The organism is Actinoplanes sp. CA-131856, assembly GCF_050956135.1.
Classification (GTDB): domain Bacteria; phylum Actinomycetota; class Actinomycetes; order Mycobacteriales; family Micromonosporaceae; genus Actinoplanes.
Genome location: NZ_CP191849.1, coordinates 746,405 through 765,968 on the forward strand (window position 1 = coordinate 746,405; position 19,564 = coordinate 765,968).

Annotated in this window: 28 protein-coding genes; all 28 read left to right on the forward strand. The window is 67.2% G+C overall.

Annotation, left to right across the window (positions count from 1 at the left end):
- The first annotated feature begins 85 nt into the window (after window positions 1-85).
- The 28 genes from ACQP2X_RS03590 to rplO all read left to right on the forward strand — a co-directional run bounded on the left by ACQP2X_RS03590 (window position 86) and on the right by rplO (window position 19,511).
- Entirely contained in the window at window positions 86-3,976 is a 3,891-nt protein-coding gene (locus tag ACQP2X_RS03590) for a DNA-directed RNA polymerase subunit beta' (RefSeq protein ID WP_498694332.1), read from the forward strand.
- Between the two features lie 99 nt (window positions 3,977-4,075).
- Window positions 4,076-4,390, forward strand: a complete 315-nt coding sequence (locus tag ACQP2X_RS03595) for a hypothetical protein (RefSeq protein ID WP_498700790.1) — start codon at window positions 4,076-4,078, stop codon at window positions 4,388-4,390.
- 26 nt (window positions 4,391-4,416) lie between these two features.
- Window positions 4,417-4,878 (forward strand): hypothetical protein, encoded by a 462-nt coding sequence (locus tag ACQP2X_RS03600; RefSeq protein WP_498694333.1) that lies wholly within the window; start codon window positions 4,417-4,419, stop codon window positions 4,876-4,878.
- A gap of 418 nt (window positions 4,879-5,296) precedes the next feature.
- The gene (gene rpsL, locus ACQP2X_RS03605) at window positions 5,297-5,671 is read left to right on the forward strand and encodes a 30S ribosomal protein S12 (RefSeq protein ID WP_014440718.1); all 375 of its coding nucleotides are present in this window, start codon (window positions 5,297-5,299) and stop codon (window positions 5,669-5,671) included.
- Window position 5,672: 1 nt separating this feature from the next.
- Complete coding sequence (gene rpsG, locus ACQP2X_RS03610) at window positions 5,673-6,143, forward strand: 30S ribosomal protein S7 (protein ID WP_097322781.1); 471 nt, start codon at window positions 5,673-5,675, stop codon at window positions 6,141-6,143.
- 87 nt (window positions 6,144-6,230) lie between these two features.
- The gene (fusA, locus tag ACQP2X_RS03615; protein WP_498694334.1) at window positions 6,231-8,327 is read left to right on the forward strand and encodes an elongation factor G; all 2,097 of its coding nucleotides are present in this window, start codon (window positions 6,231-6,233) and stop codon (window positions 8,325-8,327) included.
- Window positions 8,328-8,458: 131 nt separating this feature from the next.
- On the forward strand, window positions 8,459-9,652 hold the full coding sequence (gene tuf / locus ACQP2X_RS03620; protein ID WP_360245587.1) for an elongation factor Tu: 1,194 nt from the start codon (window positions 8,459-8,461) through the stop codon (window positions 9,650-9,652).
- Between the two features lie 304 nt (window positions 9,653-9,956).
- Window positions 9,957-10,265 (forward strand): 30S ribosomal protein S10, encoded by a 309-nt coding sequence (gene rpsJ, locus ACQP2X_RS03625; RefSeq protein ID WP_097322778.1) that lies wholly within the window; start codon window positions 9,957-9,959, stop codon window positions 10,263-10,265.
- 13 nt (window positions 10,266-10,278) lie between these two features.
- Window positions 10,279-10,929, forward strand: coding sequence for a 50S ribosomal protein L3 (rplC, locus tag ACQP2X_RS03630; protein WP_498656983.1), 651 nt, complete (start codon window positions 10,279-10,281; stop codon window positions 10,927-10,929).
- Window positions 10,926-11,573, forward strand: coding sequence for a 50S ribosomal protein L4 (rplD, locus tag ACQP2X_RS03635; protein WP_097322776.1), 648 nt, complete (start codon window positions 10,926-10,928; stop codon window positions 11,571-11,573). The genes rplC and rplD overlap by 4 nt, the downstream gene beginning before the upstream one ends.
- Window positions 11,570-11,872, forward strand: a complete 303-nt coding sequence (rplW, locus tag ACQP2X_RS03640) for a 50S ribosomal protein L23 (RefSeq protein ID WP_097322775.1) — start codon at window positions 11,570-11,572, stop codon at window positions 11,870-11,872. Before rplD ends, rplW begins: the two co-directional genes overlap by 4 nt.
- Window positions 11,873-11,886: 14 nt before the next feature.
- Window positions 11,887-12,726, forward strand: coding sequence for a 50S ribosomal protein L2 (gene rplB, locus ACQP2X_RS03645; protein ID WP_203761912.1), 840 nt, complete (start codon window positions 11,887-11,889; stop codon window positions 12,724-12,726).
- A 13-nt stretch (window positions 12,727-12,739) separates the two neighbouring features.
- A complete protein-coding gene (rpsS, locus tag ACQP2X_RS03650; RefSeq protein ID WP_097322773.1) occupies window positions 12,740-13,021 on the forward strand; it encodes a 30S ribosomal protein S19 in 282 nt (93 codons plus the stop codon).
- A gap of 31 nt (window positions 13,022-13,052) precedes the next feature.
- Window positions 13,053-13,514 (forward strand): 50S ribosomal protein L22, encoded by a 462-nt coding sequence (rplV, locus tag ACQP2X_RS03655; protein WP_498694335.1) that lies wholly within the window; start codon window positions 13,053-13,055, stop codon window positions 13,512-13,514.
- Complete coding sequence (rpsC, locus tag ACQP2X_RS03660) at window positions 13,514-14,344, forward strand: 30S ribosomal protein S3 (RefSeq protein ID WP_498694336.1); 831 nt, start codon at window positions 13,514-13,516, stop codon at window positions 14,342-14,344. Before rplV ends, rpsC begins: the two co-directional genes overlap by 1 nt.
- 3 nt (window positions 14,345-14,347) lie before the next feature.
- Window positions 14,348-14,773, forward strand: a complete 426-nt coding sequence (gene rplP, locus ACQP2X_RS03665) for a 50S ribosomal protein L16 (RefSeq protein ID WP_097322770.1) — start codon at window positions 14,348-14,350, stop codon at window positions 14,771-14,773.
- On the forward strand, window positions 14,773-15,006 hold the full coding sequence (gene rpmC, locus ACQP2X_RS03670) for a 50S ribosomal protein L29 (RefSeq protein WP_360245572.1): 234 nt from the start codon (window positions 14,773-14,775) through the stop codon (window positions 15,004-15,006). The genes rplP and rpmC overlap by 1 nt, the downstream gene beginning before the upstream one ends.
- Window positions 15,003-15,281: a 30S ribosomal protein S17 gene (gene rpsQ, locus ACQP2X_RS03675; protein ID WP_203761916.1), complete on the forward strand. Its 279-nt coding sequence runs from the start codon at window positions 15,003-15,005 to the stop codon at window positions 15,279-15,281. Before rpmC ends, rpsQ begins: the two co-directional genes overlap by 4 nt.
- 92 nt (window positions 15,282-15,373) lie before the next feature.
- Complete coding sequence (gene rplN / locus ACQP2X_RS03680) at window positions 15,374-15,742, forward strand: 50S ribosomal protein L14 (protein ID WP_007073026.1); 369 nt, start codon at window positions 15,374-15,376, stop codon at window positions 15,740-15,742.
- Window positions 15,739-16,059, forward strand: coding sequence for a 50S ribosomal protein L24 (gene rplX, locus ACQP2X_RS03685; protein ID WP_097322767.1), 321 nt, complete (start codon window positions 15,739-15,741; stop codon window positions 16,057-16,059). Before rplN ends, rplX begins: the two co-directional genes overlap by 4 nt.
- Complete coding sequence (gene rplE, locus ACQP2X_RS03690) at window positions 16,059-16,628, forward strand: 50S ribosomal protein L5 (RefSeq protein ID WP_097322766.1); 570 nt, start codon at window positions 16,059-16,061, stop codon at window positions 16,626-16,628. Before rplX ends, rplE begins: the two co-directional genes overlap by 1 nt.
- Before the next feature lie 2 nt (window positions 16,629-16,630).
- Complete coding sequence (locus tag ACQP2X_RS03695) at window positions 16,631-16,816, forward strand: type Z 30S ribosomal protein S14 (protein WP_023358191.1); 186 nt, start codon at window positions 16,631-16,633, stop codon at window positions 16,814-16,816.
- Between the two features lie 76 nt (window positions 16,817-16,892).
- Window positions 16,893-17,300 carry a 30S ribosomal protein S8 gene (gene rpsH / locus ACQP2X_RS03700; protein ID WP_360245564.1) on the forward strand — a complete coding sequence of 136 codons (408 nt, stop codon included), beginning with the start codon at window positions 16,893-16,895 and terminating at the stop codon, window positions 17,298-17,300.
- Between the two features lie 17 nt (window positions 17,301-17,317).
- Entirely contained in the window at window positions 17,318-17,857 is a 540-nt protein-coding gene (gene rplF, locus ACQP2X_RS03705) for a 50S ribosomal protein L6 (RefSeq protein ID WP_498656987.1), read from the forward strand.
- On the forward strand, window positions 17,854-18,249 hold the full coding sequence (rplR, locus tag ACQP2X_RS03710) for a 50S ribosomal protein L18 (RefSeq protein ID WP_360245557.1): 396 nt from the start codon (window positions 17,854-17,856) through the stop codon (window positions 18,247-18,249). The genes rplF and rplR overlap by 4 nt, the downstream gene beginning before the upstream one ends.
- A gap of 13 nt (window positions 18,250-18,262) precedes the next feature.
- The gene (gene rpsE / locus ACQP2X_RS03715; RefSeq protein ID WP_498694338.1) at window positions 18,263-18,886 is read left to right on the forward strand and encodes a 30S ribosomal protein S5; all 624 of its coding nucleotides are present in this window, start codon (window positions 18,263-18,265) and stop codon (window positions 18,884-18,886) included.
- Window positions 18,886-19,068, forward strand: coding sequence for a 50S ribosomal protein L30 (rpmD, locus tag ACQP2X_RS03720; RefSeq protein ID WP_498694339.1), 183 nt, complete (start codon window positions 18,886-18,888; stop codon window positions 19,066-19,068). The genes rpsE and rpmD overlap by 1 nt, the downstream gene beginning before the upstream one ends.
- Entirely contained in the window at window positions 19,068-19,511 is a 444-nt protein-coding gene (gene rplO / locus ACQP2X_RS03725; RefSeq protein WP_097322761.1) for a 50S ribosomal protein L15, read from the forward strand. The genes rpmD and rplO overlap by 1 nt, the downstream gene beginning before the upstream one ends.
- The last annotated feature ends 53 nt before the right edge of the window (window positions 19,512-19,564 follow it).

Here is a 19,564-nt window from a genome sequence, read left to right on the forward strand (position 1 = left end):
GCGTCCCCCGGCCCTGTGAAAGGGCCGGGGGACGCCACCGCCGGCCTGGAATCCATTCGAGCAAGAAATACGAGGGATAGACCAAGTGCTCGACGTCAACTTCTTCGACGAGTTGCGCATCGGCCTGGCCACCGCTGACGACATCCGGCAGTGGTCGCACGGCGAGGTCAAGAAGCCCGAGACGATCAACTACCGCACGCTCAAGCCCGAGAAGGACGGACTCTTCTGCGAGAAGATCTTCGGTCCTCAGCGGGACTGGGAGTGCTACTGCGGAAAGTACAAGCGGGTCCGGTTCAAGGGCATCATCTGTGAGCGCTGCGGCGTCGAGGTGACCCGGTCCAAGGTCCGCCGTGAGCGTATGGGCCACATCGAGCTGGCCGCCTCGGTCACGCACATCTGGTACTTCAAGGGTGTGCCGAGCCGGCTGGGCTACCTGCTCGACCTGGCGCCCAAGGACCTCGAGAAGATCATTTACTTCGCCTCGTACGTGATCACGAGCGTTGACGCCGAGGCGCGTCACCGCGACATGTCCACGATCGAGAACGAGATCTTCGCCGAGAAGCGCCAGTCGGAGAACGGCCGTGACTCGGAGATCGAGAAGCGGGCCGCCAAGCTGGAGCAGGACCTCGCCGAGCTCGAGGCCGAGGGTGCCAAGGCTGACGTGCGCCGCAAGGTCAAGGAGGCCGGCGAGCGCGAGATGCGCCAGATCCGTGACAAGGCGCAGCGCGAGATCGACCGGCTCGACGAGGTGCTCGACACCTTCCGCAAGCTCGACTCCAAGCAGCTGGTCACCGACGAGCTGCTCTACCGCGAGCTGCGGGACCGCTTCGGTGAGTACTTCACCGGTGGCATGGGCGCCGAGGCGATCAAGGCGCTGCTCGAGAACATGGACCTGGACGCCGAGGCCGAGAACCTGCGGGAGATCATCCGCACGGGCAAGGGCCAGCGGAAGATCCGTGCGCTCAAGCGCCTCAAGGTCGTGGCCGCGTTCCTGAACACCACCAACAAGCCGCTCGGCATGGTGCTGGACTGCGTCCCGGTCATCCCGCCGGACCTGCGCCCCATGGTGCAGCTCGACGGTGGCCGCTTCGCGACCTCCGACCTCAACGACCTGTACCGCCGGGTCATCAACCGGAACAACCGGTTGAAGCGCCTGATCGACCTGGGTGCGCCCGAGATCATCGTGAACAACGAGAAGCGGATGCTGCAGGAGGCCGTCGACGCGCTGTTCGACAACGGCCGCCGCGGCCGGCCGGTCACCGGCCCGGGTAACCGCCCGCTGAAGTCGCTGTCCGACATGCTCAAGGGCAAGCAGGGTCGTTTCCGCCAGAACCTGCTGGGCAAGCGCGTCGACTACTCCGGCCGTTCGGTCATCGTCGTCGGCCCGCGGCTCAAGCTGCACCAGTGCGGTCTGCCCAAGCAGATGGCCCTGGAGCTGTTCAAGCCGTTCGTGATGAAGCGCCTGGTCGACCTGAACCACGCGCAGAACATCAAGTCGGCCAAGCGGATGGTCGAGCGTCAGCGCCCGGTCGTGTGGGACGTCCTCGAAGAGGTCATCAGCGAGCACCCGGTGCTGCTGAACCGCGCGCCGACCCTGCACCGCCTCGGCATCCAGGCCTTCGAGCCCCAGCTGGTCGAGGGCAAGGCCATCCAGATCCACCCGCTCGTGTGTACGGCGTTCAACGCCGACTTCGACGGTGACCAGATGGCGGTGCACGTGCCGCTGTCGGCCGAGGCGCAGGCCGAGGCCCGGATCCTGATGCTGTCGTCGAACAACATCCTCAAGCCGGCCGACGGCAAGCCGGTCACCATGCCTACCCAGGACATGGTCATCGGCCTGTACCACCTGACCCACGAGACGCCCGGCAACAAGGGCGAGGGACGGGTGTTCAGCTCGGACGCCGAGGCGCGGATGGCGTACGACAACGGCGAGCTGCACCTGCAGGCGCCGGTCAAGATCCGTCTCCAGGGCGTCATCGGTGTCGACAACGGCGCCAAGGCCGCCAAGTGGGAGGCTCCGGAGGACTGGACCGAGGGCGAGCCGCTCCTGGTCGAGACCACCCTGGGCCGCGTGATCTTCAACGAGACGCTGCCTCCGGGCTACCGCTTCGTGAACTACGAGATCCGCAAGGGTCAGCTGTCGGCGATCGTCAACGACCTCGCCGAGCGCTTCCCCAAGGTCGCCCTGGCCGCGACCCTGGACGCGCTCAAGGAGGCCGGCTTCCACTGGGCCACCTGGTCCGGTGTGACGATCGGCATGGGCGACGTCATCGGCCCCCCGCGCAAGCCGGAGATCCTGCAGCGCTACCAGGTCGAGGCGGACCGCATCGACAAGCAGTACCAGCGTGGTCTCATGACCGCCGAGGAGCGCCGCGGCGAGCTCATCGAGATCTGGACGAAGGCGACGAACGAGATCTCCAAGGAGATGGAGAACTCGCTCCCGCACGAGAACCCGCTCTGGGTCATGATCAACTCGGGTGCTCGCGGTAACCTGCTGCAGCTGCGGCAGATCGCCGCGATCCGCGGCCTGGTGGCCAACCCCAAGGGTGAGATCATCCCGCGGCCGATCACCTCGTCCTACCGCGAGGGTCTGACCGTGCTGGAGTACTTCATCTCCACGCACGGTGCCCGTAAGGGTCTGGCCGACACCGCGCTGCGTACCGCCGACTCGGGTTACCTGACCCGTCGTCTGGTGGACGTCTCGCAGGACGTCATCATCCGCGAGGAGGACTGCGGCACCGACCGCGCGATCCCGATGCAGGTGGGCGACCGCGAGGCCGACGGCACCCTGGTCGTGCACGTGCACGCCGAGACCGGCGTCCACGCCCGTACGCTGGCCGACGACATCGACGACGCCCAGGGCAACCGGGTGGTGTCGCGTGGCGACGACCTCAACTCGATCCTGGTCGACAAGCTCGTCGCCGCCGGTGTCGAGAACGTCCGGGTTCGCAGCGTCCTGACCTGCGAGTCGAAGCTCGGTGTGTGCGCGGCCTGCTACGGCCGTTCGCTGCCGACCGGCAAGTCGGTCGACATCGGCGAGGCCGTCGGCATCATCGCGGCCCAGTCCATCGGTGAGCCCGGCACGCAGCTGACGATGCGTACCTTCCACACCGGTGGTGTCGCGGGTGAGGACATCACCCAGGGTCTGCCGCGTGTCCAGGAGATCTTCGAGGCCCGCGTTCCCAAGGGCAAGGCGCCCATCGCCGACACCCCGGGACGCATCCGCATCGAGGACGGCGAGCGGTCGCGCAAGATCATCGTGGTGCCGGACGACGGCAGCGACGAGATCGTGTACGACAAGATCTCGAAGCGCGTGAAGCTGCGCGCGCACGACGGCGACCACGTCGGCGTCGGCGAGAAGCTCACCGAGGGCACCATCGACCCGCACGAGCTGCTGCGCATCATGGGCCCGCGCGCGGTCCAGGTCCACCTGACCCAGGAGGTCCAGGAGGTCTACCGCTCGCAGGGTGTGCTCATCCACGACAAGCACATCGAGATCATCATCCGCCAGATGCTCAAGCGGGTGACGGTCATCGACTCGGGTGCCGCGGAGTTCCTCCCCGGCGTCCTGGTCGACCGGGCGCTCTTCGAGTCGGAGAACCGCCGGATCGTGGGCGAGGGTGGCGAGCCCGCCGCCGGTCGCCCGGTGCTGATGGGTATCACCAAGGCCTCGCTGGCCACCGACTCCTGGCTCTCGGCGGCCTCCTTCCAGGAGACCACCCGGGTGCTGACCGACGCGGCGATCAACTCGCGCAGCGACTCGCTCGTCGGCCTCAAGGAGAACGTGATCATCGGTAAGCTCATCCCGGCCGGTACGGGCATCAGCAAGTACCGCAACATCCGGGTCGAGCCGACCGAGGAGGCCAAGGCCAAGGTGTACTCGATGACCGGGTACCCCGAGACCGACTACGGCTTCGGGCCGGCCAGCGGGCAGGCTGTGCCGCTGGACGACTTCGACTTCGGGTCGTACCGCTAAGGGTCTCTGAACGCCTGAAGGGCGGTCGCGCGCTGCGCGGCCGCCCTTCGGCGTACCTACTATGGGCTGGTGACGCTTCCCGCCCTCACCCGCCACCCGATGGATCCGGATCCGGCGCCGTCGTCCAAGGCGCGAGCGGTCTTCGCGCTGGGCCTCGTGGGCTTCCTGACCGGCCCGTTTGTGGGCGGGGTCATTCCGGCCACCCTGGCCCTGCTGCTGGCGCGGCAGGCCGCCCGGCAGGCGTACGACGCTCAGGGTTATCTGACCGGCTCGGCCTGGATCCGCCGTGGCCGCCGGTTCGCCTGGGCCGGGATCGTGCTGGTCCTGACGACGCTGGTGATCGCCGCCATCGCCGGCCTGCTGCACCTGGCCGCCTCGCCGGGCGGCCCCGACTTCGCCCCGGGTACCGACTGACCCCGTTCGGGTGACATGCTCTTGTCATGACGCAGCCGCCGGCGGCCATGCCCTATCCGCCTCCGCCTCCGCCGCCCAACGGGCGCTGGCGGCCGGAACGGGTCGACCCCCTGCCGGGCACCGAGTTCGGCCTGGTCCAGCTGCGTGTCGAGCCCATCACGTCCGGCCTGGCCATCGGCTCGCTGGTCGCCGGCATCGGCGCGATCCTGGTCTCCACGCTGGTCCTCTGTTTCGGCATCGCCGGCGCGTCCGGTGGCTGGGGCGGCTGGGTCGGCGGGGCCTTCACGGTTCTCAGCGTGCTGGCGGGAGCCGGCGCGATCATCGTCGGCGTCGTGGCCCGGCGGCAGATCCGTCGTTCCGGTCAGGTCGGCCAGGTCCGTTTCACCGGCGCCGGGCTCGGTATGGCGGGGATCATCTGCGGATCGGCCGGCGCGGGAATTGCTCTGCTGTCACTGGCGTTGACCCTGGTGTTGCAGTTGTCATCCTGAGTGACTCGTGCGCTCCTTCGACCGTGGATCCGGCACCGCGACGCCGGTTCGTTTACGCACCCGGTACACTTGTCTCGGAGGTATCCGTCACGAGGACTAGGTGCTCATTTTGACCTGGATGCTTGGGGTGGGTACTCTTTCCCCTCGTGCCCTGGCTTGCCAGGGCAACTCGTGCGTGCGCCCGAGTCGGTAGGACTACGACGGGGTCGACAAGCCGAGCGCGGTGGCCTGAAAGGGCGCCGACACAGACAAGACCCGGTGCGCGTTGACAAACGCGCGGCGGGACCGTGAGCCGGACGACACGCCCGACCGCGGGTGCCGGAAGCCCCCCGGGCATGGGGAGCCTTCGGCACACAGAGGCATATCTAAGACGGTGCGGTCGCGGTGAAAGGCGGCCGAAGGGAGCGGAGAGAACCCGGTGCCCACGATCCAGCAGCTGGTCCGAAAGGGCCGCCAGGCGAAGACGAGCAAGACCAAGACGCCGGCGCTGAAGGGAAGTCCTCAGCGGCGCGGCGTGTGCACGCGCGTGTACACCACCACCCCCAAGAAGCCGAACTCTGCGCTGCGCAAGGTCGCTCGTGTGAAGCTCAGCAGCCAGATCGAGGTGACGGCGTACATCCCGGGCGTCGGCCACAACCTGCAGGAGCACTCGATCGTGCTCGTGCGTGGCGGTCGTGTGAAGGACCTCCCGGGCGTCCGCTACAAGATCGTCCGTGGTTCGCTGGACACCCAGGGTGTCCGCAACCGCAAGCAGGCCCGCAGCCGTTACGGCGCGAAGAAGGAGAAGAGCTGACATGCCGCGTAAGGGCCCCGCTCCGCGCCACCCAGTGGTCGCGGACCCGGTTTACAACTCGCCGCTGGTCACCCAGCTGGTGAACAAGATCCTGGTCGGCGGCAAGCGTCAGCTCGCTGAGCGCATCGTGTACGGCGCCCTCGAGGGTGCCCGCGAGAAGAGCGGCACCGACCCCGTGGTGATCCTCAAGCGCGCCATGGACAACGTCAAGCCGACCCTCGAGGTCCGCAGCCGCCGCGTCGGTGGCGCGACCTACCAGGTTCCGGTCGAGGTCCGCACCCCGCGTCAGACCACGCTCGGCCTTCGCTGGCTCGTCCAGTACTCGAAGGCGCGCCGTGAGAAGACCATGATCGAGCGTCTCCAGAACGAGCTGCTCGACGCCAGCAACGGCCTCGGTGCCGCCGTCAAGCGGCGCGAGGACACCCACAAGATGGCGGAGTCCAACAAGGCCTTCGCGCACTACCGCTGGTAAGACCCCGCTGCCGGCCCGGTGACAACCGGGCCGGGACGCAAGTCGGACCGGTTCACGAGACGACGACGAAGAAAAGTAGGGATTGAAGTGGCCGCCGCAGACGCGCTCGCCAACGTACGCAACATCGGCATCATGGCGCACATCGATGCCGGTAAGACCACGACTACTGAGCGAATCCTGTTCTACACCGGCATCACGTACAAGATCGGTGAGGTCCACGAGGGCGCCGCCGTCATGGACTGGATGGAGCAGGAGCAGGAGCGCGGTATCACGATCACTTCCGCCGCCACCAAGTGCGAGTGGAAGGGCCACACGATCCAGATCATCGACACGCCCGGCCACGTCGACTTCACGGTCGAGGTGGAGCGGTCGCTGCGTGTGCTGGACGGCGCGGTGGCGGTCTACGACGGCGTTGCCGGCGTGGAGCCCCAGACCGAGAACGTGTGGCGGCAGGCGGACAAGTACCACGTCCCCCGGATGTGCTTCGTCAACAAGCTCGACCGGACCGGCGCGGACTTCTTCCGTTGCGTGCAGATGATGATCGACCGGCTCAACGCGACGCCGCTCGTCCTGCAGATCCCGATCGGCCTCGAGGGCGACCACATCGGCGTCGTCGACCTGATCGGCATGCGCGCGCTCACCTGGCGTGGTGAGACCCAGAAGGGTGAGGACTACGCGGTCGAGGAGATCCCGGCCGACCTGGTCGACTCCGCGAACGAGTGGCGCGAGAAGCTCATCGAGACCCTGGCCGACGTCGACGACGCGGTCATGGAGAAGTACCTCGAGGGCGAGTCGCTGAGCGAGGACGAGATCAAGGCCGCCATCCGGCGCGCCACGATCGCCAGCAAGGCGAACCCGGTGCTGTGCGGTTCGGCGTTCAAGAACAAGGGCGTTCAGCCCATGCTCGACGCCGTGATCGACTTCCTGCCGTCGCCGCTGGACATCCCGGCCATCGAGGGCACCGCGACGGACGGCGAGACGCCGCTCCAGCGCAAGCCGTCGAACAGCGAGCCCTTCTCGGCCCTGGCCTTCAAGATCCAGACCGACAAGCACCTCGGCAAGCTCACGTACGTGCGGGTCTACTCCGGCACGCTCGAGTCCGGTTCTCAGGTGGTCAACTCCACCAAGGACCGCAAGGAGCGGATCGGCAAGATCTACCAGATGCACGCCAACAAGCGTGAGGAGCGCGCCACCGCGCAGGCCGGCGACATCATCGCCGTCCAGGGTCTCAAGCAGACCACCACCGGTGACACGCTCAGCGACCCGGCCAGCCCGGTCATCCTGGAGTCGATGACCTTCCCGGAGCCGGTCATCCAGGTCGCCATCGAGCCGAAGACCAAGTCGGACCAGGAGAAGCTGGGCACCGCGATCCAGCGCCTCGCCGAGGAGGACCCGACGTTCCGGGTCTTCAACGACGAGGAGACCGGCCAGACGATCATCGCCGGCATGGGCGAGCTCCACCTGGACATCCTGGTGGACCGCATGCGCCGCGAGTTCAACGTCGAGGCCAACATCGGCAAGCCGCAGGTGGCCTACCGTGAGACGATCCGCGGCACCGTGGAGAAGTACACGTACGTCCACAAGAAGCAGACCGGTGGCTCGGGCCAGTACGCGAAGGTCGTCGTCAACGTCGAGCCGCTGTCGCTCGAGGCTGACGGCCCCACGTACGAGTTCGTGAACGCGGTGACCGGTGGCCGCATCCCCAAGGAGTTCATCCCCTCGGTGGACGCGGGCGCGCAGGACTCGCTCCAGTACGGCGTTCTCGCCGGCTACCCGCTGGTCGGCGTGAAGTTCACGCTGGTCGACGGTCAGTACCACGAGGTCGACTCGTCCGAGATGGCGTTCAAGATCGCCGGCTCCATGGCGATGAAGGAGGTCGCCCGCAAGGCCGACCCCGCGCTGCTCGAGCCGATGATGTCCGTCGAGGTCACCACGCCCGAGGACAACATGGGCGACGTGATCGGCGACCTCAACTCGCGGCGTGGCATCATCCAGTCGATGGAGGAGCGTTCCGGCGCCCGCGTCGTCAAGGCTCTGGTCCCGCTCTCCGAGATGTTCGGCTACGTCGGCGACCTCCGGTCGAAGACCGCCGGCCGGGCTAGCTACAGCATGCAGTTCGACTCCTACGCCGAGGTCCCGCAGGGCGTCGCGAAGGAGATCATCGCCAAGGCTACGGGCGCCTGAGTCCGCAACTGAAGCGTTGAGGCGCGTGCGGGCCGTCGAGGTCCGCACGCGCGCGAGCAGTCGACAGAGTCCCCATCGCCTTATCGGGCGTGCCGGGCGAAAGAAAAACCACAGTCCACAGGAGGACACCAGTGGCGAAGGCGAAGTTCGAGCGGACTAAGCCGCACGTCAACATCGGCACCATTGGTCACATCGACCACGGTAAGACGACGCTGACTGCGGCCATCACCAAGGTCCTGCACGACCAGTACCCGGACCTGAACCCGTACACCCCGTTCGACGAGATCGACAAGGCGCCGGAGGAGAAGGCCCGCGGCATCACGATCTCGATCGCGCACGTCGAGTACCAGACCGCGGCGCGTCACTACGCGCACGTGGACTGCCCCGGCCACGCCGACTACATCAAGAACATGATCACCGGTGCCGCGCAGATGGACGGCGCGATCCTGGTGGTCGCCGCGACCGACGGCCCGATGCCGCAGACCAAGGAGCACGTGCTCCTGGCCCGCCAGGTCGGCGTTCCGTACATCGTCGTCGCCCTGAACAAGAGCGACATGGTGGACGACGAGGAGCTCCTCGAGCTCGTCGAGCTCGAGGTCCGCGAGCTGCTCAGCACCTACGAGTTCCCGGGCGACGACCTGCCGGTCGTGCGCGTCTCGGCGCTCAAGGCGCTCGAGGGCGACGCTCAGTGGACCGAGCGCCTCATGGAGCTGATGAACGCGGTCGACACCGCGATCCCGCAGCCCGAGCGTGAGACCGAGAAGCCGTTCCTCATGCCCATCGAGGACGTCTTCACGATCACCGGTCGTGGCACCGTGGTCACGGGTCGCGCCGAGCGCGGCATCCTCAAGCCGAACGAGGAGGTCGAGATCGTCGGCATCCGCGAGAAGTCGACGAAGACCGTCTGCACCGGCATCGAGATGTTCCGCAAGCTGCTCGACGAGGCCCGCGCGGGTGAGAACGTCGGTCTGCTGCTCCGCGGCATCAAGCGCGAGGACGTCGAGCGCGGCATGGTCGTGGTCAAGCCCGGCACGAGCACCCCGCACACGGAGTTCGAGGGCCAGGTCTACATCCTCTCGAAGGAAGAGGGCGGCCGGCACACCCCGTTCTTCCAGAACTACCGCCCGCAGTTCTACTTCCGCACCACGGACGTCACCGGCGTCGTCACGCTGCCCGAGGGCACCGAGATGGTCATGCCCGGCGACTCCACCAGCATGTCGGTCAAGCTGATCCAGCCGATCGCCATGGAGCAGGGCCTGAAGTTCGCGATCCGCGAGGGTGGCCGCACCGTCGGCGCCGGAACGGTTACGAAGATCAACAAGTAAGGCTGCATACCCCGATTAGCAATGCTGGGTTCTTTCCGGCATACTAGTCAGGTTGCGTCCGAGCGGGGTGGGTAGCTGCCTTGGCAGCTGCCCACCCTCGCCGGGTGTCTGGGGTGTGTTTGTAGCCGCCCGTGACACCTCAAGATCCCCGTGATCTGGATAGCTGCTGTGCGCAGATTTCTGAGCGTAGGCGCGACACGCCCGACCGCGGGGGTCGGACAACGCAGGATCGACGGTCCTGCGGGCGCGCGGGAGGCACCCCTCTCGCACGTAGCGGCATCGAGAGAAGGAAACAGAAGCCACCATGGCGGGACAGAAGATCCGCATCCGGCTCAAGGCCTACGACCACGAGGTCGTCGACTCGTCGGCGCGCAAGATCGTGGAGACGGTGACGCGTACCGGGGCGTCGGTTGCCGGCCCGGTGCCGCTGCCCACGGAGATCAACCGTTTCTGCGTCATCCGCTCGCCGCACAAGTACAAGGACTCGCGCGAGCACTTCGAGATGCGCACGCACAAGCGGCTGATCGACATCATCGACCCGACTCCCAAGACGGTCGACTCGCTCATGCGCCTCGACCTGCCGGCTGGCGTCGACATCGAGATCAAGCTGTAGGGATCTGCGACTAATGGACAGGCAAGTTAAGGGGATCCTGGGCGCCAAGCTCGGCATGACCCAGGTCTGGGACAACAACAAGGTCGTCCCGGTAACCGTGGTCCAGGCCGGCCCTTGCGTCGTGACCCAGGTCCGCACAGATGAGAAGGACGGCTACCAGGCCGTCCAGTTGGCCTACGGCGCGATCGACCCGCGGAAGGTCAACAAGCCCGAGGGCGGCCACTTCGCGAAGGCGGGTGTCTCGCCGCGGCGGCACGTCGTGGAGCTGCGCACCAGCGACGCCGGCGCCTACGAGCTCGGCCAGGAGGTCACCGTCGAGGCGTTCGAGGTCGGTTCGCCGATCGACGTCACCGGTAAGACCAAGGGCAAGGGCTACGCCGGTGTCATGAAGCGGCACGGCTTCCACGGCCTCAAGAGCAGCCACGGTGTCGAGCGCAAGCACCGCTCGCCCGGCTCCATCGGCGCCTGCGCGACCCCGGGTCGCGTCTTCAAGGGTGTCCGGATGGCCGGTCGCATGGGTAGCCAGCGCTTCACCGTGCAGAACCTGACCGTGCAGGCCGTGGACACCGAGAACAACCTGATCCTGGTCAAGGGTGCGGTGCCCGGTCCCAAGGGCGCGCTGATCCTGGTCCGTAGCGCGGCGAAGAAGGGCGGTGCCAAGTGAGCTCGGTTGACGTGATCAACGTTGAGGGCAACAAGGCCGGCTCGGTCGAGCTGCCGGACTCGGTCTTCGATGTCCAGGCCAACATCCCGCTGATGCACCAGGTCGTGGTGGCCCAGCTCGCGGCCGCCCGCCAGGGCACGCACAAGGCGAAGTCCCGCGGCGAGGTCGCCGGCGGCGGCAAGAAGCCGTACAAGCAGAAGGGCACCGGCCGCGCCCGTCAGGGCTCGATCCGCGCGCCGCAGTTCACCGGCGGTGGCGTCGTGCACGGTCCCGTGCCGCGCGACTACAGCCAGCGGACCCCCAAGAAGATGAAGGCCGCCGCTCTGCGTGGCGCCCTGTCCGACCGGGCCCGCGACGGCCGGGTGCACGTGGTCGAGTCCTTCGTCAGCGGCGAGACGCCGTCGACCAAGGCCGCCATCGCCACGCTGCGCAAGGTCGCCGAGTCCACCAAGGTTCTGGTCGTGCTCAGCAGCACCGACGAGCTCAACTGGCTCTCGCTGCGCAACGAGGTCACGGTTCACCTGCTCGAGGCCGGACAGCTCAACACGTACGACGTGCTGGTCGCCGACGAGGTTGTGTTCACCAAGGACGCGCTCGACGAGTTCCTGGGCACCCCGGCGACGGCCGAGGAGGGGAACAAGTGACCACGATCGCTGACCCGCGCGACATCATCGTCCGCCCGGTGGTCTCCGAGAAGAGCTACAGCGTCCTCGACCAGAACTGGTACACGTTCGAGGTCCACCCGGACGCGAACAAGACCGCGATCAAGATCGCGATCCAGCAGATCTTCAACGTCCGCGTGCTCTCGGTGAACACCGCGAACCGCGAGGGCAAGCGCAAGCGCACCCGGACCGGCTTCGGACAGCGCAAGGCGACCAAGCGCGCGATGGTCAAGCTGGCTGACGGCGACCGTATCGAGGCCTTCGGCGGCCCGGTCAGCTAAGGGGTTAGAAGACAATGGCTATCCGTAAGTACAAGCCGACCACGCCGGGCCGTCGTGGCTCCAGCGTCGCCGACTTCGCCGAGATCACCCGGTCGACGCCGGAGAAGTCTCTGCTGGCTCCGCTGCCCAAGAAGGGTGGCCGCAACGTCCACGGCCGCATCACCACGCGGCACCAGGGCGGTGGCCACAAGCGGCAGTACCGGCTGATCGACTTCAAGCGGGTCGACAAGGACGGCGTGCCGGCCAAGGTCGCGCACATCGAGTACGACCCCAACCGCACGTCGCGCATCGCGCTGCTGCACTACGCCGACGGCGAGAAGCGCTACATCCTCGCGCCGAAGGACCTCAAGCAGGGCGACCGGGTCGAGTCCGGACCGGGCGCCGACATCAAGCCGGGGAACAACCTTCCCCTGCGCAACATCCCGGTCGGTACGACGGTCCACGGCGTGGAGCTTCGTCCCGGCGGTGGCGCCAAGCTGGCCCGTTCGGCCGGTGTCGGCATCCAGCTGCTCGGCCGTGAGGGCGCGTACGCCACGCTGCGTATGCCCTCCGGTGAGATCCGGCGGGTCGACATCCGTTGCCGCGCGACGGTCGGCGAGATCGGCAATGCCGAGCAGTCGAACATCAACTGGGGCAAGGCCGGCCGCATGCGCTGGAAGGGCAAGCGCCCGACCGTCCGTGGTGTCGCCATGAACCCGATCGACCACCCGCACGGTGGTGGTGAGGGTAAGACCTCCGGTGGTCGCCACCCGGTCAACCCGGCTGGTAAGCCGGAGGGCCGTACCCGCCGCAAGGGCCAGGAGAGCGACAAGCTGATCGTTCGCCGCCGCTACGCCACCCGCAAGCGCGGGTAACGGGAGTTAGAAGATGCCACGCAGCCTGAAGAAGGGCCCGTTCGTCGACGACCACCTGCTCAAGAAGGTGGAAGTCCAGAACGAGAAGAACTCGAAGAACGTCATCAAGACGTGGTCGCGTCGCTCGATGATCATCCCCGACATGCTCGGGCACACGATCGCCGTGCACGACGGCCGCAAGCACGTCCCGGTGTTCATCACCGAGGCCATGGTCGGTCACAAGCTCGGCGAGTTCGCTCTGACCCGCACGTTCAAGGGTCACGAGAAGGACGACCGCAAGAGCCGTCGTCGCTAGTCAGTCCACGGATAAGAAAGGGGTCACAGCGATGCCAGTCAAGAACGACGCTCCGGCGCTTCCGGGCAGCCGTGCGGTTGCCAAGCACGTCCGCATCTCGCCGAGCAAGGCACGCCGCGTGGTCAACCTCGTCCGCGGTCTGCCCGCGAAGGAGGCTCTGATCGTCCTGCAGTTCGCGCCGCAGGCGGCCAGCGAGCAGGTCTACAAGGTGCTCGCCAGCGCGATCGCCAACGCCGAGAACAACGAGCGGCTCGACCCGGACGCGCTCCTGGTCAGCGAGGCGTTCGTCGACGAGGGCCCGACGCTCAAGCGGTTCCGTCCGCGGGCGCAGGGCCGGGCGTACCGGATCCGCAAGCGCACCTGCCACATCACGATCGCCGTCGAGGCGGTCCAGGTCGCCCGTCCGGCCAAGAAGGCCGCCGCGGCGAAGAAGGCGGCGCCGGCCAAGACGGCCGCTCCCGCCGAGCCCCAGACCACGGAGGAGTCCGAGTAATGGGCCAGAAAGTTCACCCCACCGGATTCCGCCTCGGTATCTCCACCGACTGGAAGTCCCGGTGGTTCGCCGACAAGCTCTACAAGGACTACATCGGCGAGGACGTCAAGATCCGCCGCATGATGTCCAAGGGCCTCGAGCGCGCCGGCATCTCCAAGGTGGACATCGAGCGGACCCGCGACCGGGTGCGCGTCGACATCCACACCGCCCGGCCGGGCATCGTCATCGGCCGTAAGGGCGCGGAGGCCGACCGGATCCGCGGCGAGCTCGAGAAGCTCACCGGCAAGCAGGTCCAGCTCAACATCCTCGAGGTGAAGAGCCCGGAGTCGGACGCTCAGCTCGTGGCGCAGGGCGTCGCCGAGCAGCTGTCCTCCCGGGTCAGCTTCCGCCGGGCGATGCGCAAGGCCATGCAGTCCGCGATGAAGAACCCGATCTGCAAGGGCATCCGCGTGCAGGTCTCCGGCCGTCTCGGCGGCGCGGAGATGAGCCGTACGGAGTTCTACCGCGAGGGTCGCGTTCCGCTGCACACGCTGCGCGCGAACATCGAGTACGGCTTCTTCGAGGCCCGCACGACGTTCGGCCGCATCGGCGTGAAGGTCTGGATCTACAAGGGCGACGCCGTTCCGGGTCGCGAGGTTGTCACCGAGGCGCCGGCTCGCCCGCGCCGTGAGCGTGGCGACCGCCCCGACCGTCCGCGTCGTGGCCGTTCCGGTTCGTCCGGCACGACCGCCGGTGGCACCGAGGCCGGGCGTGCCGCCCAGGCCGCGGCCGCCGAGACGAACGAGACCGCCGCTGCTCCGGCCGCGGCCGAGAAGCAGCAGGAGGGCTGACCCATGCTGATGCCGCGTAAGCCCCCGAAGGGCTTCCGCAAGCCGCACCACCCGGACCGCCACGGCGCGTCCAAGGGCGGCAACCGGGTCGTCTTCGGCGAGTTCGGTATCCAGGCGCTGGAGCCCGCGTACGTGACCAACCGGCAGATCGAGTCGGCCCGTATCGCGATGACCCGTCACATCAAGCGTGGCGGCAAGGTCTGGATCTCGGTCTTCCCGGACAACGCACTGACGAAGAAGCCGGCCGAGACCCGCATGGGTTCCGGTAAGGGTTCTCCCGAGTGGTGGGTGGCGAACGTCAAGCCGGGCCGGATTCTCTTCGAGATGTCCTTCCCGAACGAGACGATCGCGCGCGAGGCGATGCGCCGCGCGATCCACAAGCTCCCGATGAAGTGCCGCATCGTGACACGCGAAGTGGGTGAAAGCTGATGGCAGCGGGCGTTAAGGCAGCCGAGCTGCGCGAGCTCTCCGAGGAGGAGCTGATCGCGCGGCTGCGGGAGGCCAAGGCGGAGCTGTTCAACCTTCGCGTGCAGGGCGCGACCGGCCAGCTCGACAATCACCGTCGGCTGCAGGTCGTCCGCAAGGACATCGCGAAGATCTACACGATCATGCGTGAACGTGAGCTCGGGCTCTCGGTTGCGCCGGATGAGGTGACAGCATGAGTGACGAGAGCACGGCCACCTCGGCCCGGGCGACCCGCAAGGTTCGCGAGGGCCTGGTGGTCAGCGACAAGATGGACAAGACCGTCGTCGTCGAGGTCGAGGACCGCGTCAAGCACGCCCTCTACGGCAAGGTTCTGCGTCGTACCCGCAAGCTCAAGGTGCACGACGAGCAGAACGCGTGCGGCATCGGCGACCGGGTTCTCCTGATGGAGACCCGTCCGCTGTCGGCCACCAAGCGGTGGCGTGTCGTGGAGATCCTCGAAAAGGCCAAGTGAGTGAGTCGGGCCGGCCTCCGGTCGGCCCGACCACCATCGTTCCGCCAAGCTTCGGCCCCCGGCCGGAGAACTGGCAGACATAGGAGACAGACGTGATTCAGCAGGAGTCGCGACTGCGCGTCGCTGACAACACGGGTGCCCGGGAGATCCTGTGCATCCGGGTGCTCGGCGGCTCCGGTCGCCGTTACGCGAGCATCGGCGACGTCATCGTGGCCACGGTCAAGGACGCCATCCCTGGCGCCGGTGTGAAGAAGGGCGACGTCGTCAAGGCGGTCGTCGTTCGCACCGCCAAGGAGAAGCGCCGTCCGGACGGCTCGTACATCCGCTTCGACGAGAACGCCGCCGTCATCATCAAGGACGGTGGGGACCCCCGCGGCACCCGCATCTTCGGCCCGGTCGGCCGCGAGCTGCGCGACAAGCGGTTCATGAAGATCATCAGCCTGGCGCCGGAGGTGCTCTGACCGTGAAGATCAAGAAGGGCGACACGGTCGTCGTCATCGCCGGCAAGGACAAGGGTGCCAAGGGCAAGGTCATCGCGGCCTACCCGCGGCAGGACAAGGTCCTCGTCGAGGGCGTCAACCGCGTCAAGAAGCACGAACGCATTCGCACCACGCAGCGTGGTTCGAAGACCGGTGGCATCGTGACCCAGGAAGCCCCCGTTCACATCTCGAACGTGCAGATCGTGGACGACCAGGGCAAGCCGACCCGCATCGGGTACAAGGTCGACGAGAACGGCACCAAGGTCCGTATCGCGCGTACGACCGGTAAGGAAATCTGATGACTGCCGCCACCGAGACCAAGGCGCTGCCGCGCCTGAAGCAGAAGTACCGCTCGGAGGTCGTCGCCGGCCTTCAGGAGCAGTACAAGTACGGCAACCCCATGCAGGTTCCCGGCCTGGTGAAGGTCGTCGTGAACATGGGTGTTGGCGAGGCCGCCCGCGACGCCAAGCTGATCGACGGCGCCGTGCGTGACCTGACCACCATCACCGGTCAGAAGCCGCTCGTGCGGCGGGCGACCAAGTCCATCGCGCAGTTCAAGCTGCGTGAGGGCATGCCGATCGGCGCGAAGGTGACCCTGCGCAACGACCGGATGTGGGAGTTCCTCGACCGGCTTCTGTCGATCGCCCTCCCGCGTATCCGTGACTTCCGCGGCCTCGACGGGCGCAAGCTCGACGGGCACGGCAACTACACCTTCGGTCTGACCGAGCAGTCGGTGTTCCACGAGATCGACCAGGACAAGATCGATCGTCCGCGGGGCATGGACATCACGGTGGTCACCACCGCGACGACCGACGACGAGGGCCGGGCGCTGCTCAAGCTCCTGGGCTTCCCGTTCAAGGAGAACTGAGCATGGCTAAGAAGGCGCTGATCATCAAGGCGGCCGCGAAGCCGAAGTTCGCCGTGCGTGCCTACACCCGCTGCCAGAAGTGCGGTCGCCCGCACTCGGTCTACCGCAAGTTCGGCCTCTGCCGCGTTTGCCTGCGGGACATGGCGCACCGGGGCGAGCTGCCCGGCGTGTCGAAGGCTTCTTGGTAACCCGACTTAAAGCAACACCGCTTCGCCGTAGGCCCGTTCCCTCGGGAACCCCGGCGAGAAAGGTTGACGAACACCCATGACGATGACGGACCCGATCGCAGACATGCTGACGCGTCTGCGTAACGCCAACCAGGCGTACCACGACAAGGTGACCATGCCCTTCTCGAAGATCAAGGCGAACATCGCCGAGGTCCTCAAGAGCGAGGGTTACATCGCCTCCTGGTCGGCCGAGGAGCCCGAGGAAGGCGCTGTCGGCAGGCGTCTGGTCGTTGAGCTCAAGTACGGCCAGAACCGCGAGCGCAGCCTCGCCGGTATCAAGCGCGTTTCCAAGCCCGGCCTCCGGGTGTACGCCAAGTCCGACGAGCTCCCTCGCGTGCTCGGCGGCCTGGGCGTCGCGATCATTTCGACGTCCCAGGGGCTGCTGACCGACCGGCAGGCCCGCAAGCGGAGCGTTGGCGGGGAAGTCCTCGCCTTCGTCTGGTAACTGGAGACTGAGAAACCATGTCGCGAATCGGACGTAAGTCGATCCCGGTCCCGGCCGGCGTCGATGTCACCATCACGGGCCAGACCGTCAAGGTCAAGGGCCCCAAGGGCGAGCTGTCGCACACCGTCTCGGAGCCGATCACGGTCGAGAAGGACGGTGCCGAGCTGCACGTCAACCGCCCCAACGACGAGCGCAAGGCCAAGGAGCTCCACGGCCTGTCGCGTACCCTGGTCGCCAACATGATCGTCGGCGTCACCGAGGGCTACAAGAAGACGCTCGAGATCAACGGCACCGGTTACCGGGTCACGGCCAAGGGCAAGGACCTCGAGTTCGCCCTGGGCTTCTCGCACCCGGTCAACATCGTGCCGCCGGCCGGCATCAGCTTCTCCGTCGAGAAGCCGACCCAGTTCACGGTCTCGGGCATCGACAAGCAGCTGGTCGGCGAGGTTGCCGCCAACATTCGGAAGATCCGCCCGCCGGAGCCCTACAAGGGCAAGGGCGTCAAGTACCAGGGCGAGGTCATCCGCCGTAAGGCTGGAAAGGCAGGTAAGAAGTGACCGCCACGCTTCTCAAGCGTCGCAACGGCGCGGGTGTGTCCGCCAAGCGGGCTGTCGGGAAGGCGCGTCGCCACTTCCGAGTCCGCCGGAACGTCTTCGGCACCGCCGAGCGGCCGCGTCTGGTCGTCACCCGTTCCGCGCGGCACATCACCGCGCAGATCATCGACGACCTCAAGGGCCACACCCTGGCCTCGGCCTCCACGCTCGACACCTCCCTGCGGGGTGGCGAGGGTGACAAGAGCGCGAAGGCCGGCAAGGTCGGCGCTCTCCTCGCCGAGCGGGCCAAGGCCGCGGGCGTGTCCAAGGTCGTCTTCGACCGCGGTGGCAACAAGTACGCGGGGCGGATCGCCTCGCTGGCCGATGCCGCTCGCGAAGCCGGACTCGAGTTCTAGGAGGAATTGACCAATGCCTGGTCAGCAGCGCCGAGGCGGCGGGTCCGGCGGTAACACCGAGGGTGGCAACCGCCGGGACAACCGCCGCGAGGGCGGCCGCGGCAACGCGCCCGTCGAGAAGACCCCGCATCTCGAGCGGGTCGTCGCGATCAACCGTGTCGCCAAGGTCGTCAAGGGCGGTCGTCGCTTCAGCTTCACCGCTCTGGTGATCGTGGGCGACGGCGACGGCACCGTCGGCATCGGCTACGGAAAGGCCAAGGAGGTGCCCGCGGCCATCGCCAAGGGTGTCGAGGAGGCCAAGAAGCACTTCTTCAAGGTTCCGCGGATCGGCGCCACGATCCCGCACCCGATCACCGGCGAAGCCGCCGCGGGTGTCGTGCTCCTCAAGCCGGCCTCCGCCGGTACCGGCGTCATCGCCGGTGGCCCGGTGCGTGCCGTGCTGGAGTGCGCGGGCATCCACGACGTGCTCTCGAAGAGCCTCGGCTCGTCGAACCCCATCAACATCGTGCACGCGACCGTGGCCGCTCTGAAGGGCCTGGAGTCGCCGGAGGCCGTCGCGTCCCGTCGGGGCCTGCCGGTCGAGGACGTGGCGCCCGCGGCCATGCTGGCGGCGCGTGCGGAAGCGGCGGTGCGGTGATGGCTCGTTTGAAGGTCACCCAGGTCCGGTCCGCCATCGGGCGCAAGCAGAACCAGCGGCACTCGCTGCGTTCGCTCGGCCTGAAGCGGATCAACGACGTGGTGGTCAAGGAGGACCGTCCCGAGATTCGGGGCATGATCTTCGCCGTGAACCACCTCGTCACTGTTGAGGAGGTCGAGTAATGGCGATCAAGGTCCACCACCTCCGCCCGGCGCCCGGAGCCAAGACCCCGAAGACCCGCGTGGGTCGCGGTGAGGGCTCCAAGGGTAAGACCGCCGGTCGCGGTACCAAGGGCACCAAGGCCCGCTACCAGGTTCCGGCCCGCTTCGAGGGTGGGCAGATGCCCATCCACATGCGGCTGCCGAAGCTGAAGGGCTTCAAGAACAAGAACAAGGTCGTCTTCCAGGTCGTGAACCTGGACCGTCTCGCCGCGCTGTTCCCGAACGGCGGCGAGGTCGGACCGGACGAGCTGGTTCAGGCCGGCGCGGTCCGCAAGGGCCAGCTGGTCAAGGTGCTGGGCTCGGGCGAGCTGGACGGCGTTTCGCTGACCATCTCGGCCCACGCGTTCAGCGAGTCGGCCAAGGAAAAGATCGCCGCTGCTGGTGGTTCCGCCACCGAGCTGTGATGCTCGTGGGGGTGCTCGCCCGTGCGACGCGAAACGCGTCGTTCGGGCGGCAT